General features: G+C 36.2%; 13 protein-coding genes. 1 reads left to right on the top strand and 12 read right to left on the bottom strand.

All coding sequences use genetic code 11. From position 1 onward, the window contains the following. Positions 1 to 2: 2 nt before the first annotated feature. The 7 genes from FC70_RS01385 to FC70_RS01355 all read right to left on the bottom strand — a co-directional run bounded on the left by FC70_RS01385 (position 3) and on the right by FC70_RS01355 (position 7,204). Complete coding sequence (locus FC70_RS01385; RefSeq protein WP_057889253.1) at positions 3 to 362, bottom strand: phage holin family protein; 360 nt, start codon at positions 360 to 362, stop codon at positions 3 to 5. Between the two features lie 12 nt (positions 363 to 374). Continuing rightward, complete coding sequence (locus FC70_RS01380) at positions 375 to 698, bottom strand: PspC domain-containing protein (RefSeq protein WP_057889252.1); 324 nt, start codon at positions 696 to 698, stop codon at positions 375 to 377. Between the two features lie 100 nt (positions 699 to 798). Next, a protein-coding gene (prfB, locus tag FC70_RS01375; protein WP_095522730.1) for a peptide chain release factor 2 occupies positions 799 to 1,915 on the bottom strand; the annotation gives its coding sequence in 2 pieces (ribosomal slippage) (positions 799 to 1,842 and positions 1,844 to 1,915; 1,116 coding nt in all). A 62-nt stretch (positions 1,916 to 1,977) separates the two neighbouring features. Beyond that, positions 1,978 to 4,341: a preprotein translocase subunit SecA gene (gene secA, locus FC70_RS01370; protein ID WP_057889251.1), complete on the bottom strand. Its 2,364-nt coding sequence runs from the start codon at positions 4,339 to 4,341 to the stop codon at positions 1,978 to 1,980. Positions 4,342 to 4,535: 194 nt separating this feature from the next. Next, the gene (gene hpf, locus FC70_RS01365; protein ID WP_057889250.1) at positions 4,536 to 5,084 is read right to left on the bottom strand and encodes a ribosome hibernation-promoting factor, HPF/YfiA family; all 549 of its coding nucleotides are present in this window, start codon (positions 5,082 to 5,084) and stop codon (positions 4,536 to 4,538) included. A 118-nt stretch (positions 5,085 to 5,202) separates the two neighbouring features. Continuing rightward, positions 5,203 to 5,634: a ComF family protein gene (locus tag FC70_RS09305; protein WP_162253432.1), complete on the bottom strand. Its 432-nt coding sequence runs from the start codon at positions 5,632 to 5,634 to the stop codon at positions 5,203 to 5,205. Positions 5,635 to 5,866: 232 nt separating this feature from the next. Beyond that, positions 5,867 to 7,204 carry an ATP-dependent helicase ComFA gene (locus FC70_RS01355; protein WP_057889248.1) on the bottom strand — a complete coding sequence of 446 codons (1,338 nt, stop codon included), beginning with the start codon at positions 7,202 to 7,204 and terminating at the stop codon, positions 5,867 to 5,869. A 63-nt stretch (positions 7,205 to 7,267) separates the two neighbouring features. Here FC70_RS01355 and FC70_RS01350 point away from each other — a divergent pair, with 63 nt between their 5' ends. Further along, complete coding sequence (locus FC70_RS01350) at positions 7,268 to 7,906, top strand: YigZ family protein (protein ID WP_057889247.1); 639 nt, start codon at positions 7,268 to 7,270, stop codon at positions 7,904 to 7,906. A 55-nt stretch (positions 7,907 to 7,961) separates the two neighbouring features. On the opposite strand, the gene FC70_RS01345 is transcribed toward FC70_RS01350, so the two are convergent. The 5 genes from FC70_RS01345 to FC70_RS01325 form a co-directional block, all read right to left on the bottom strand. Then, entirely contained in the window at positions 7,962 to 8,957 is a 996-nt protein-coding gene (locus FC70_RS01345; RefSeq protein WP_057889246.1) for a 3-hydroxyacyl-CoA dehydrogenase, read from the bottom strand. A gap of 187 nt (positions 8,958 to 9,144) precedes the next feature. After that, complete coding sequence (locus tag FC70_RS01340) at positions 9,145 to 10,983, bottom strand: APC family permease (RefSeq protein ID WP_057889245.1); 1,839 nt, start codon at positions 10,981 to 10,983, stop codon at positions 9,145 to 9,147. Positions 10,984 to 11,154: 171 nt separating this feature from the next. Further along, positions 11,155 to 12,777, bottom strand: coding sequence for a chaperonin GroEL (gene groL, locus FC70_RS01335; protein ID WP_057889244.1), 1,623 nt, complete (start codon positions 12,775 to 12,777; stop codon positions 11,155 to 11,157). 69 nt (positions 12,778 to 12,846) lie between these two features. Further along, positions 12,847 to 13,131 (bottom strand): co-chaperone GroES, encoded by a 285-nt coding sequence (groES, locus tag FC70_RS01330; protein WP_057889243.1) that lies wholly within the window; start codon positions 13,129 to 13,131, stop codon positions 12,847 to 12,849. 150 nt (positions 13,132 to 13,281) lie between these two features. Next, positions 13,282 to 13,929 (bottom strand): redox-sensing transcriptional repressor Rex, encoded by a 648-nt coding sequence (locus tag FC70_RS01325; RefSeq protein WP_057889242.1) that lies wholly within the window; start codon positions 13,927 to 13,929, stop codon positions 13,282 to 13,284. Between the last annotated feature and the right edge of the window lie 19 nt (positions 13,930 to 13,948).

The raw sequence follows: 13,948 nt of genomic DNA, 5'->3' as shown, positions 1-13,948 counted from the left end.
ATCTAATCGTGACGTCCGAAATGTCCTGAAATAATTGTATTACAGATTGAGATAATTATCGCGATTATGATTGTAATTCCAAATGATGAAAAATAAAAACTATCACTGCCAACTAAAACTGATGTTAGTTCCAACATAATTGCATTTAAAATTACGCTAAACAATCCTAATGTAAAAATAGTAATTGGTAGCGATAATACAAATAAAATTGGTTTTACAAATGCATTTAAAATTGCCAAAACAAAACTCGCAATAAATGCCGTCCCAACACTTGCTACATAGAAGCTACCACTTTGAGCAAATAATCCTGCAATCGCCACAAATAAAATTGTGTTAATTACAATCCTCATTAAAAATCCCATATAGTTAACCTCTTATTTTTCATCACGTTCATCAACATCATGAATTACTTTTCGTTCAGCTTTTTCATTAGTCGTTGTTTTATCCCCATTGTTGAACCCAAAATTACTAAATAATGAACTTAGGTCCGGCTTATTAGGGTCTGCAGGGATAATCACCATTAATAAAATATAAATTAAAACCCCTGGTATAAAATGCGTTAATGCTGTTAAAATCACAAACGCAACTCGTAAATAGTTTGCTTTAATTCCAAAAAATTCACTTAATCCACCAATTGAACCCGATAAAACTCGATTTGTATATGATTTCGTCAAACGGTGCTTTTCTTTTGATCTCATTGATTACCCCCACCTTCAAGTATTAATAGCTTAATTTTACTGGTTTAAATTATTAATGGCAACTAAAAGCACCATTCATTAGTAAAACTTTATCGACATTTTAATCTGGATTTTTTTGACTTAATTTCCATTGCAAGTAAGCATCAATAAACGGATCTAAATCACCATCCATCACTGCGTTACCATCATGCGATTCATAATTAGTTCGATGATCTTTTACCATCGTATATGGATGAAAAACATATGATCTAATCTGTGATCCCCAGCCAATTTCAAGTTGTTCACCTTGAATTTTGGCTCGTTCTTGTTCTTTTTTCTCAACTTCTACTTGATATAATTTTGACTTCAGCATATTCATCGCAGTTTCTCTATTTTGTAATTGTGATCGTTGTGCTTGTGAAGACACCACAATTCCAGTTGGTAAATGAGTTAATCGTACCGCAGATGATGTCTTATTAATATGCTGACCACCAGCGCCGCTTGAACGGAACACATCAACCCGTAGGTCATCACTATTAATTTCAACATCAACGGTACCATCTAGTTCTGGCATAACATCAATCGATGCAAATGAGGTGTGTCTGCGTCCAGCTGAATCAAATGGAGAAATCCGCACTAGTCGATGAACGCCACGTTCAGAACGTAGATAGCCAAACGCATTATGCCCCGTAACAAGCAATGTAACACTCTTTACTCCAGCTTCATCGCCGGCTTCATAATTAGCAATTTCAACCTGAAAATTATGAGCACTAGCCCAGCGAGTATACATACGCATTAGCATTTCACCCCAGTCTTGGGATTCTGTTCCCCCAGCACCCGGATGAATTTCCAAAATTGCATTACTAGCATCATACGGTTCATCTAATAATTGTTCTAATCGGTATTTTTCTAGTAATTGCTTGGTTTTAGTTAAATCAACTTCAAACTCAGCTTGCATTTCGGCATCAGTTTCATCTTGTAATAAGCTTTGTGTAACTTCTAAGTTTTCGATCCCATCACGTAATTGCACAAAATTATCACGTTTCGCTTTATGTTCATTGTTTTCATCAATTAGTAGTTGCGCATTAGCTCCATCTGTCCAAAAATCTGGTTCAGCCATTTTTGCTTCATTTTCAGCAATTCGTTCGTTCAATAAATCTAGGTCAAAGAGACCTCCCGAAGTTTACAACTTCTTGTTGCATCTCTTCTATCATTTTCTTAGTTTCACTTAATTCCATTTCATCCTCCGAAGATAAAAAAGAAAGCACCCAGAATAATCTTAGGAGCTTTCTTTTTATTCTTAGCGTGTAACATTTTGTCTAATTTCTGATTTCATAAATAAGCGAGTCGTTTCATACTCAATATCTGCAATCATTTCTTGGAACAAGGTGTAACCTGCTGTTTGATATTCAACCAATGGGTTTAGTTGTCCGTAACCACGGAGCCCAACTGATTGACGGAATTGATCCATTGTATCAATATGATCAGTCCAATGTGAGTCAATTACTCGTAATAATACTACTTTTGAAAATTCTAAGACTTGCGCCTTATTATTCAACTGATTAACTTTTTCATTGTAAACTTCTTTAGCAAGATCATTAAGTTTAGTCTTAATTTCATCACTTGAAAGTCCTTTTAAATCATTTTCGGTAATTTTATCTGGGTGAACTAATGTAGTTGTAGCAAAATTAACAATTTCATCAAGTTTCCAGTCAGGTTCATTCCCAACTGTAAACGAATCAACCGCACGTTCAATTGAGCGTTTAAAGATTGGCTTCATAATATTTTCAAGTGATTCTTCCTCAACAATGACTTGTTGACGTTGTTCATAAATAATTTCACGTTGTGAACGTAAAACGTCATCGTATTGTAGAACGTTTTTACGTGAATCAAAGTTATTACCTTCAACCCGTTTTTGTGCTGATTCTACTTGACGTGAAAGTAAACGGCTCTTAATCACAGCGTCTTCATCATCAACATTCATCCGATCAAGGAAGGCTTTAATTCGATCGCCACCAAAGCGTAGCATCAAATCATCTTCTAGTGATAAATAAAATTGTGAAAAGCCAGGATCACCTTGACGACCAGCACGTCCCCGCAACTGGTTATCAATCCGTCGTGACTCATGACGTTCAGTCCCAATCACAGCTAAACCACCCGCTTCAACAACTCCTGGTCCAAGCTTAATATCAGTTCCACGTCCAGCCATATTAGTAGCAATGGTGACTGCACCCTTTTGACCCGCATTTTTAACGATATCGGCTTCTCGAGCATGATTCTTTGCGTTTAAAACAACGTGTGGAATATGATCTTGATCCAATAAATTGGAAAGATATTCCGAAGTTTCAACGGCGACCGTTCCAACTAAGATTGGTTGCCCTTTTTCATGTAATTCTTTAATTCTGGCAGCTACAGCATCAAACTTACTTTTCAAAGTTGGGTAAAGCAAATCTGGTTGATCATCACGATCAATTGGACGATTGGTAGGAATCGTAATCGTCTCCATATTATATGTTTCACGGAATTCTTCTTGTTCTGTCTTAGCTGTCCCAGTCATTCCAGATAATTTTTTATAAATTCGGAACAAGTTTTGATACGTAATGTTAGCCATTGTCTTACTATCATCTTGAATTTCAACATGTTCTTTTGATTCCAAGGCTTGATGTAATCCATCACTAAAACGACGACCTGGCATTGTCCGACCGGTAAATGAATCAACAATTAATACTTCACCATCAGAAACCACGTAGTCTTTATTATTAAACATAATAAAGTTAGCCCGTAAGGCTTGGTCAACGTGATGCGTTAGCGCTGTATTTTCGGCGTCATATAAGTTATTTAACTTAAAGTATTTTTCTGCTTTTTCAATACCTTCATTAGTTAATGACACGGTTTTTGATTCTAAATCCACCTTAAGATCATCATCTTCTTTTAAAGTTTTAGCAAAACGATCAGCTGTATCATACAGTTGTGACGTTCCAGTACTTGGTCCTGAAATAATTAATGGTGTTCTAGCTTCATCAATCAGAATTGAATCAACTTCATCAATTAACGCATAATTCATTTTACGTTGTACTTGGTCAGCCTGGTAAACAGCCATATTATCACGCAAATAATCGAATCCAATTTCTGCATTCGTTGAATAAGTGATATCAGCAGCATACGCTTCCCGTTTTTCATCTGGTGACTTCTCGGCCCCATTGATACCAACTGAACATCCGAGCCAATTATATAATTCACCCATTTCAGTTGCATCACGTTCTGACAAGTATTCGTTAACTGTAACTACGTGAACACCATCACCACTGATTGCATTCAAATAAACTGGCATTGTTGCTGTAAGTGTCTTACCTTCACCAGTTTTCATTTCAGAAATGTTACCTTCATGAAGTACAATTCCACCCATAATTTGGACGTGGAAAGGTGTCATCCCCAGAACACGTTTAGCTCCTTCACGAGCAACCGCAAAACCTTCAGGTAACAAATCATCTAATGTTTCACCATCTTGGTATCGTTGTCTGAATTCATCTGTTTTTGCTTTTAATTCATCATCTGTTAACTTTGTATATTCATCATAATATGATTCAACTTTATCAGCCAAATCGCTAATTCGACGTAGCTCACGTCGATCGCTTTCGACCCATTTTTTAAGAATGTTTGCCATGAAAAAAATCCCTTCTCAATCATCATTTCCAGTACGTTTGTGTAAATACTCCTCACGCATTGTAATTAGTAAAATATCAATCTTAATCATACCATTTTTTAAGTATAATTAAAACCGAACTATACAACCATGTTATTTACAATAGAAAAGCGCATTTGGAATTAATCCAAATGCGCTTATTAATTATTTTTATTTTAGTCGGCATCGGTTTCAATTAAACCATAACGTCCATCGTTACGTTTGTAAACGATACTAACACCATTGGTTTCAGAGTCTTCAAAGATAAAGAAGTCATGTCCCAGCATATCCATTTGTAAAATTGCTTCTTCGTTATCCATTGGTTTCAAAGAAAATTGTTTTGTTCGAACAACTGCCAATTCTTCAACTGGCTCTTCTGAAACTTCTCCTGCCGTAAAATCAAGATTCTTGAATCCTTTTTCACGAGATTTACGATTAACTTTCGTTTTGTACTTACGAATTTGTCGCTCTAGCTTATCAGTAACCAGATCAACACTACCATATAAATCTTGAGATGTTTCTTCAGCTCTCAATGTTAGGTAAGGAAGAAGGATCGTTACTTCGACCTTTTCTTCACGATTGGAATATACTTTAAGGTTTACATTTGCAGTTGCATCAGTGTTTTCCCCAAAATACTTTTCTAATTTACTAATTTTTTTCGTTACGTACTCACGAATTGAATCTGTTACCTCGATGTTTTCACCACGAATATTGAATTTAAGCATAGAAATCTCTCCCTTCGACTACATCTGGCATCAGAAGGACCACTCTTCTGATATCCTTAGACTAATTGTAATGTAGTTCGCACCGCGTTGCAATTAATATGGTAGCGATTTCTTAAATTTATCTTGCTAAGGTTAAACTACTGATTTTTTTCGTTCCACATGTTTTTAATAAATTAGCCGCATGATACAAAGTTGTTCCAGTTGTATAAACGTCATCAACTAATAAAACCGTTTTTTCAAATACTGTTTCTTTCATTGCATCAAGTAATTCGAATGGTTGCTGCAATTCTAATCGTTCCTGCCGTGTTTTATGTGATTGCGGTTCTGTTTTATCGGTTTCAATCGTTCTTAATAACTGTGTATATTCACAATCCTCAATTATCCCTTCAACTTGATTAAAGCCACGCTGATTACCAGTTGAAGGGGTTATTGGAATTGGCACAACTAAGTCAAAGTTAATCATCTTAATTGCTAGTTTCATTTCTGTTTTAAAAACAGAACGTAATTGATAGTCACCATTAAACTTATATTGCTTCATAAATTCCTTCATTGTTGAATCATATTCAAACAACGCCTGATTGTGTAATATATAGCCAAATTTATTTTGCCATCGTATACAGTCATCACATAGACTAAGTTTATTAAATATCCGCCCACAGCCAGAGCAAACTTGACCATTAATTTTATCAAAGGATTCACGACATTCATAACAAATAATCAATGGTGGCATGACTTCACACGCTAAAATTTGTTTCAAACTAAATAATTGCCTAATCTGTTGACTACATATCATACAATTCACGTTGTATCACTCTTCCTTTTCGGTTAACAAATTTAATTTGATGAATGGCTGATCTAACATTTTGAGCATACTCGCTAATCCAAAAAAGCACATCTCCAGTTGGTCGATCCGAAGACCTCCCAACTCTCCCGGCAATTTGGACTAATGCAGACGCTGAAAAAACAGAATCATCAGCTCCCAGTACCAAAACATCAATTCCAGGAAAAGTTACGCCTCGTTCCAAGATAGATGTTGTTACTAGGAATGAAATTTTCTCTTCTCTCATTGCTTTTACTTTTTCTAGCCGATCAGCATCTGCCGCATGAACCGTCACACAATTAATTCCAGGAATTTCCTTTTCAATGGCAACTTTGATAATTGATAAATCAGCTATTCTAGGAACAAATAATAAAAATCGTTGACCCTTAACATATCTTTGTTTAATGGATCGAGCTAATGACACCGGCAATTTTTTATTTTTAAGATTACCCTGCATTTTAGGGGCTAACTTAACGGTTATTTCTGGTAATAAATACCCGTGATAACGTAACGGTAAATAACTAATCCCGAGCTTTCCACATTTTGCACGAGCTAACAGTTTTTTCCCTGGCGTTGCGGTTAAATATAATATTCCTCCACCAACCTTAACCGCATTTTCAGTCGCAAAATAAAGCTGCTGATTATCCGCATACGGAAATGAATCGACCTCATCGACAATTAAGTTGTCAAAAGCGTGGTAAAATTTAAGTAGTTGATGAGTTGTACAAATTGTTAGCTGCGTATATCGATATGGCTCACTTTGTCGACCATGTAATAAGCACATGTCTATATCAGCAAATGCGGCTTGCAGCCTTGGGAATAATTCAATACACACATCAACTCGCGGTGAAGCAATCGCAATTCGTTCATTTCGTTTAAGTGCCTCATTAATTGCATTAAACAACATTTCCGTTTTTCCAGCCCCGGTTACTGCCCATAATAAATGCTTTTGATGGGTTGCTAAACAGTTCGTAATTTCTTCTGAACATTTTTCTTGCAGGACTGATAATTTTCCCTGCCAAGTGAGCGGATTATCTTGATGTTTAAACTGATTTACTTCTGGTAAATGATAAAATTGAGTTAGTGTTGAATTTCGTCCAAGCATAATACACGCTGGACAATAATAATTATCATTTGGCAAACTAGTCTTTTTAGTATCAATTACATAATTGCACCGGCCACAACGGATATATTTACCCGTTATCACGATTGATGATGACGCCACTATATCGTTTGGATATGAATTAACTGCTGAAACTCCATCAATAACCCTTCGACCAAACAATAGTTTACGATCCATAATTACACCTCTAAACAATACATACGTAATTAACTACCAAAATACTTTTTGAAAGGTCTTCTCATGTCTGATTTATACTTAACCGTCGCTAATCATCATACTTTTGAACAAGAAATTAAAAAATCACGCTTCATTTGTTCAATTGCTAAAGTTCATTCCGAAAATGAAGCCAAAGAATTCATTCAAAGTATTCAAAATAAATATTCAAAAGCCAATCACCACTGCTATGCCTATACGATTGGTGAACATTCTGAAATCAAACGTGAAAGCGATAATGGTGAGCCAAGTGGTACCGCTGGATTACCCATTCTTAATACCCTTGAAAAAGAACAGCTTCATGATGTTATTGCTGTTGTAACGCGTTATTTTGGCGGCATTAAATTAGGTGCTGGTGGCTTAATTCGTGCATATGGCGGCACCACATCACTCGCTATCAATGAAGTCGGACTGGCTCAGCGAATTACACAGCAGCAACTAATCATTCAGGTTAATTATTCTAATCACGAAAAGCTAAAGTATTATTTAAGCCAAAATAATTTAGTAATTACAAACGAAGTTTTTGTTACTGATGTAACCGTAACGGTCCCTGTTGATGTCAACTTTCTTGAATTAGCGATTGACCAACTAACGAATCAATTTAACGATTCGCTCACTATTTCGATTGGTAGTTTACAATACAATGAAATTCCATATTCAAAATAAAAAACTTACGGCTAAATTTACCGTAAGTTTTATTTATTTAATATATCTTATTAAATTAGCCCTCTAAGAAATCGGCGGCTTCATAAGCTGGATTAGGGTAAGTATAGAATCCTTCGCCTGTTGCAACCCCAAGTTTTCCTTTATTTATATAATCGTTCATCATTAAATCAGCTAATTTCTGATATTTATCTTCTCCCGTTGTTTTAGCGTAGTTGAGAACGATATTGTAAACTGTTTTAATTCCAACAATATCCAAGATTGCAAATGGTCCCATTGGTGCTTTAGTAGCTAGCATCCATGTTTTATCAATTGTTTGTGGATCAGAAATACCATCAAGTTCCAGCATCTGACCAGCAGTTAAGAATGGTACTAGTAGTGAATTTAAAATATAACCCGCTTGTTCTTTCTTTAATTCAATTGCAATCATGCCAATAGCTTTAGCAAAATCAACAACTTCTTCAAAGATTTTAGGGTCAGTTTGGCTTTGCGCCATAATTTCTGCTGTATTATTTTTCCAAATATTATTTGCAAAGTGAAGGGCTAAAAACTGACTAGGACGGCCAGTTGCAGCCGCAAAAGCACTTGGTAACAACGTTGAAGAATTAGTTGCAAAAATAGTGTGCTCTGGAGCAACTTTTCCCAAGTTTTTGTAGAAACTTTCTTTAATCGTGATGACTTCCGGAATCGCTTCGATAACCAAATCAGCATTTTTAGTTGCTACTGCTAAATCTGAAGAATAACTAATACGACCTACAGCCTGCAGAGCACCTTCGCCTGCAGAATGAATTTGAGTAAAAATATCATCCTTAACATTAGGTAAAAGGTTACGATTGTACTCCATGTTTGATAAAGCTTCTTTAAAAGAACCTTGTTGTTTTGCAATTTCTTCTTGATATAACTGTGCTAACCCACCAACACGGGTTTTGGCTGTTTCCAAAACCTCGTCATTAATATCATAGATTGTAACCTCAAATCCTTTAAAAGCAGTTTGAAATGCAATTTGACTACCAAGTACACCACTACCCGCAACGGTTACATGTTTAATGTTCATGATAAATCCTCCTATAATTGAATGAAAGTAAACAGCAGATGAAAGCGTTTTCTTTTTACCAAAGGAAGTATAACGCTGATTTATTTAATTCACAATTAATCAGCTCATAATAAATTTAAACCAAAAAAACAGCAAAGCTACGGTATTAAACCATAGTTTTGCTGATCAATTAGTTTGTGAAATTCAATTACTCTTTTAAATGATAATTATAAGTTGAGACAATAACGTTTTCACGAGAATTTAAAATTCCACGTAACCGTAAACTAGTTTGATTATGCAACGCCATTTGCCATGGATGTCGCGGTACAAATTGTGGTACTAATACAGTTGTCGAATAATTTCTTGCGGCAGCTCGTTTAGCAATTACATCAACAAAGCGTAAGGTAGGTGCTGCAATTGAGCGATATGATGAATGAATATCAACGAAACGAACATCCGGGAATTCAGCTTTAAATTCATTAGCCGTTTTATGTTCTTTACCCGGATTTTCATCAAATGAGATATGCATTGCAATCACATAATCACCAATTGAACGAGCATAATTAATTGCTCCGGCTGTTACTTTGGTTACATTGCTAACTAACACAATCACTGTTGCCCCATCGAAATCTTTAATTTGAACGGTTGATTTAGCAGCAACCCGCAATTGTTCAGCTACTTTTCGATAATGTTCATGGATCTTATGGAACAATAACAATAGCAATGCCATGATAATTAGATATGGCCATACTTTTTCGAAATGTTGCCAAAACAATGCAACAACAAGGAATAACGAAATTAAAGCTCCAATTAGATTAATTACTGATTTACCGAGCCACCAACCTTCACGAGTTCGGAACCAATGAATAATCATCCCCGACTGTGATAATGTAAATGGGACGAATACCCCAACTGCATATAATGGAATCAAGGCTGTAGTCTTACCATGGAAAATTAAAATTAAAACAACAGCTCCAACGGCTAAGGCAATAATTCCGTTAGAATATCCTAAACGATCACCACGATCCATAAATGCATGTGGCATAAATTTATCTTTAGCTAGATTATAAGCCAAAATTGGAAAGGCTGAAAATCCTGTATTTGCGGCCACTGCTAAGATTAATGCCGTAGAAACTTGAAGTAAGTAATAACCAACCCCATGTCCGCCATAAACAGCTGCACCAATTTGTGATAATACAGTCGCATGTCCATTAGGCATAACTCCTAAGTAGTAACTTAAGAAGATAACTCCTGCAAAGAAACAGGCAAGAATTAAACTCATAATTGACAACGTAGCAGCCGCATTTTTTGAACGTGGTGCGTTAAAGTTTGGTACGGCATTACTAATGGCTTCGACCCCAGTTAATGAAGATGAACCAGCAGAAAAGGCACGAATTAGTAAGAAGATTGATACACCGGGTACTGCTTTACCAATAGCAGCTGGTGCTTGAAATTCAATATTACCAGTAACAATATTAAACAGTCCCCAACCAATCGTAACGAATAAGACGACGACGAAGAAATAGACTGGCACAGTTAAAATATTGGCACTTTCACTCATCCCACGTAAATTCATCGCCATAATCAAAAAGACAATTACAATGGCAATTGGCACCGAATAAGGATAAAGCGCTGGAATAGCAGACGTAATGGCTTCTGTTCCAGAGGTAGTCGATACCGCAACAGTTAACATATAATCAACTAATAATGATCCTCCAGCTACTAATCCACCATCGCGACCCCAGTTAGCGCTGGCTACCATATAGGCCCCACCACCACCTGGATATGCATGGATAATTTGACGATACGATAATGTTATCGCCAACAATAGAATCAAAACAACGACGGCTATTGGAATTGAATACCAGAGTGCAACTGCTGATAAAGCGACCAAGACAGTTGTAATCTGTTCTGGACCGTACGCTACTGAAGAAAGAGCATCAGACGAAAGTAAAGCTAACGCCTTAAACTTGCTAAGATGCATCCCACCTTCATCAAGTGTTTTCAACGGTTTACCAATTAGCACACGTTTTAAATAACTCCACATATTAAATATCTCCTTGAATTATAAAAATCGAACAATCGCTATTGTACTACTTTAAAAATTTAACTACTAGTACATTTCGTTATTAAATCTCAGTATACCCTAAAAAATGCAAAAAACCGAGAAATGCTATAAAAGCATTTCTCGGTTTTTAAACCTATTTATTAAACTAAATTACATCATTCCGCCCATTCCTGGAGCAGCTGGAGCTGCAGGAGCAGGATTATCTTCTGGCTTGTCAGCAACAACTGCTTCAGTTGTTAATAACAATGCAGATACAGAAGCAGCATTTTGAAGTGCTGAACGAGTTACCTTCGTTGGATCAACAATTCCGGCAGCAACCATATCTTCGAACTTATCAGCATCAGCATTATAACCAACACCAGTCTTTTCACCCTTCAAACGTTCAACAATAACTGAACCTTCTAATCCGGCATTTTCAGCAATTTGGCGAACTGGTTCTTCAAGTGCACGTTTAACAATCTTAATACCAGTTGCAGCATCACCTTCAGCTTCAAGGGCAGATACGGCTTCAATGGCATCAACTAATGCAGTTCCACCACCGGCAACAAATCCTTCTTCAACGGCAGCACGAGTAGCATTAAGTGCATCTTCAATACGATATTTCTTTTCTTTTAGTTCAGTTTCAGTAGCAGCACCAACTTTAATTACTGCAACTCCACCAGCTAATTTAGCAAGACGTTCTTGTAATTTTTCACGATCAAATTGTGAAGTAGTTTCAGCAATTTGTCCCTTAATCAAATCAACACGTTCTTGAATTTGTGCTTTAGCGCCAGCACCTTCAACAACCGTTGTATTTTCTTTTGTAACTGTTACCTTATTAGCTTGGCCTAATTGTTCAAGCGTTGTATCTTTCAAGTTCAAGCCAAGATCTTCAGTAATTACAGTTCCGCCCGTTAAAACAGCGATATCTTCTAGTTGAGCCTTACGACGATCACCAAAGCCAGGAGCCTTGACAGCAACTACATTGAAAGTTCCACGCATCTTGTTTAAAACAAGGGTTGGCAAAGCTTCACCAGTAATATCATCAGCGATAATCAAAAGTGAACGACTTTGTTCAACAACACCTTGTAAAATAGGTAAGATATCTTGGATATTACCAATCTTCTTATCAGTAATCAAAATGTATGGGTTGTCTAAGTCTGCTTCCATTTTATCGTTATCAGTTACCATGTATTGTGACATGTAACCACGATCAAATTGCATTCCTTCCACAACATCCAATGTAGTATCAACACCACGTGATTCTTCAATCGTGATGACACCGTCGTTACCAACTTTATCCATTGCATCAGCAATCAATCGACCAACTTCTGTATTAGCAGCTGAGATTGAAGCGATTTGTGCAATATCATCCTTAGTCTTAACATCATGTGACATTGAATGAAGTGCTTCAACAGCAGTCTTCGTTGCTAATTCAATACCGCGACGAATTCCAACTGGGTTTGCACCAGCAGTGACGTTTTTCATACCTTCATTAACAATTGCTTGTGTTAAAACAGTAGCTGTAGTTGTACCATCACCAGCGATATCGTTAGTTTTTGAAGCAACTTCAGCAACTAATTTAGCACCCATATTTTCAAAATGGTCTTCTAAATCGATTGCCTTAGCAATTGTTACACCATCATTTGTAATTGTTGGTGAACCGTAAGTTTGTTCCAAAACAACGTTACGTCCCTTAGGACCAATTGTAGTTTTAACTGTATCGGCTAATTTGTCGACACCTTTAAGCATTTTTGCACGTGCATCTTCAGAAAATTGAATTTCCTTTGCCATGATAATTTCACCTCATAAAAAATTTTAATTACAATTTATTTAATCTTTATTAATCATCTTACAGTCTATTTATTCAATAACTGCGACGATATCCTTTTCATGTACAACCAAATATTTTTGACCTTCGTACTCAACTTCGTTACCGGCGTACTTGTCAAATAATACTCGATCATTTTCTTTTACTGAAGGAGCAACTTTCTCACCGTTTTCAAGAACTCGGCCTGCTCCAATAGCAATTACCTTACCAACAGTTGGTTTTTCTTGAGCATTAGATGCTAAGACAATTCCACCAATGGTTTTTTCTTCTTCTTGTTCAGCTTGTAAAACAACGCGATCTCCTAATGGTTTTAACACGTCTATACCTCCAACAATTTATTTTTTTAGCACTCGAAAGTTCCGAGTGCTAATCACAAAATCTACTATAACATTCTCAGAGTAAAATGCAAGAATTAACCACATTTACAAAAAAAGTCAATCCTATTTCTAGGACTGACTTATTATTCATTAAGCTTCTTCATCATTAGCATTATAATGATCAATAAAATAAATTAATGTTTGTAATTCATTAGTTAAATCAACATTTTGCACACGAACATCTTTTGGCACTGCTAATCTTAGCGGTGTGAAATTCAAAATCCCACGAACCCCAACTTTTACGATTTGATCAGTAACCGTCTGTGCACTTTCTGATGGCACTGATAAGATAACCACGTCAATTTGTTGATCACGCAACTGTTGATCTAAATCATTAACAGAATAGATTGGCACACCACTCTGAACGGTATTAACGATTGTATCGTTAACATCAAAAGCAGCACTAATTCTTACGTTACTATTCTTATGGAAGTTAAAGTTTAGTAGCGCATGGCCTAAATTACCAACCCCAATTAATGCAGCGTTTGTAAGTTTGTCTTGATTCAAAATTTCTTTAAAGAAATTCAATAAATCCTCAACGTCATACCCGTATCCACGTTTCCCCAATTCACCGAAATAAGAAAAATCTCGCCTAATCGTTGCAGAATCAACTTGAACTGCTTGTGATAATTCTGTAGATGAAACCCGATGTTTATTAGCATCTAATAAAATATTTAAATAGCGATAATAAATTGGTAACCGTTTGGCTGTGGCGCGAGGAATTTTTTTACTCTTCATCATTTTTCCTCCTGCTTGT

This window comes from Paucilactobacillus oligofermentans DSM 15707 = LMG 22743, assembly GCF_001434315.1.
GTDB classification, from domain to species: Bacteria; Bacillota; Bacilli; order Lactobacillales; family Lactobacillaceae; genus Paucilactobacillus; species Paucilactobacillus oligofermentans.
Note: the sequence above shows the minus strand (reverse complement) of the source record. Positions and strands in the feature narration are given on the sequence as shown.

What these genes read in the sequence shown, in the direction of transcription:
- FC70_RS01385 (WP_057889253.1), bottom strand. Translation starts at nt 362, where the DNA reads ATGGGATTTTTAATGAGGATTGTAATTAACACAATTTTATTTGTGGCG.
- FC70_RS01380 (WP_057889252.1), bottom strand. Translation starts at nt 698, where the DNA reads ATGAGATCAAAAGAAAAGCACCGTTTGACGAAATCATATACAAATCGA.
- secA (WP_057889251.1), bottom strand. Translation starts at nt 4,341, where the DNA reads ATGGCAAACATTCTTAAAAAATGGGTCGAAAGCGATCGACGTGAGCTA.
- hpf (WP_057889250.1), bottom strand. Translation starts at nt 5,084, where the DNA reads ATGCTTAAATTCAATATTCGTGGTGAAAACATCGAGGTAACAGATTCA.
- FC70_RS09305 (WP_162253432.1), bottom strand. Translation starts at nt 5,634, where the DNA reads ATGAAGGAATTTATGAAGCAATATAAGTTTAATGGTGACTATCAATTA.
- FC70_RS01355 (WP_057889248.1), bottom strand. Translation starts at nt 7,204, where the DNA reads ATGGATCGTAAACTATTGTTTGGTCGAAGGGTTATTGATGGAGTTTCA.
- FC70_RS01350 (WP_057889247.1), top strand. Translation starts at nt 7,268, where the DNA reads ATGTCTGATTTATACTTAACCGTCGCTAATCATCATACTTTTGAACAA.
- FC70_RS01345 (WP_057889246.1), bottom strand. Translation starts at nt 8,957, where the DNA reads ATGAACATTAAACATGTAACCGTTGCGGGTAGTGGTGTACTTGGTAGT.
- FC70_RS01340 (WP_057889245.1), bottom strand. Translation starts at nt 10,983, where the DNA reads ATGTGGAGTTATTTAAAACGTGTGCTAATTGGTAAACCGTTGAAAACA.
- groL (WP_057889244.1), bottom strand. Translation starts at nt 12,777, where the DNA reads ATGGCAAAGGAAATTCAATTTTCTGAAGATGCACGTGCAAAAATGCTT.
- FC70_RS01325 (WP_057889242.1), bottom strand. Translation starts at nt 13,929, where the DNA reads ATGAAGAGTAAAAAAATTCCTCGCGCCACAGCCAAACGGTTACCAATT.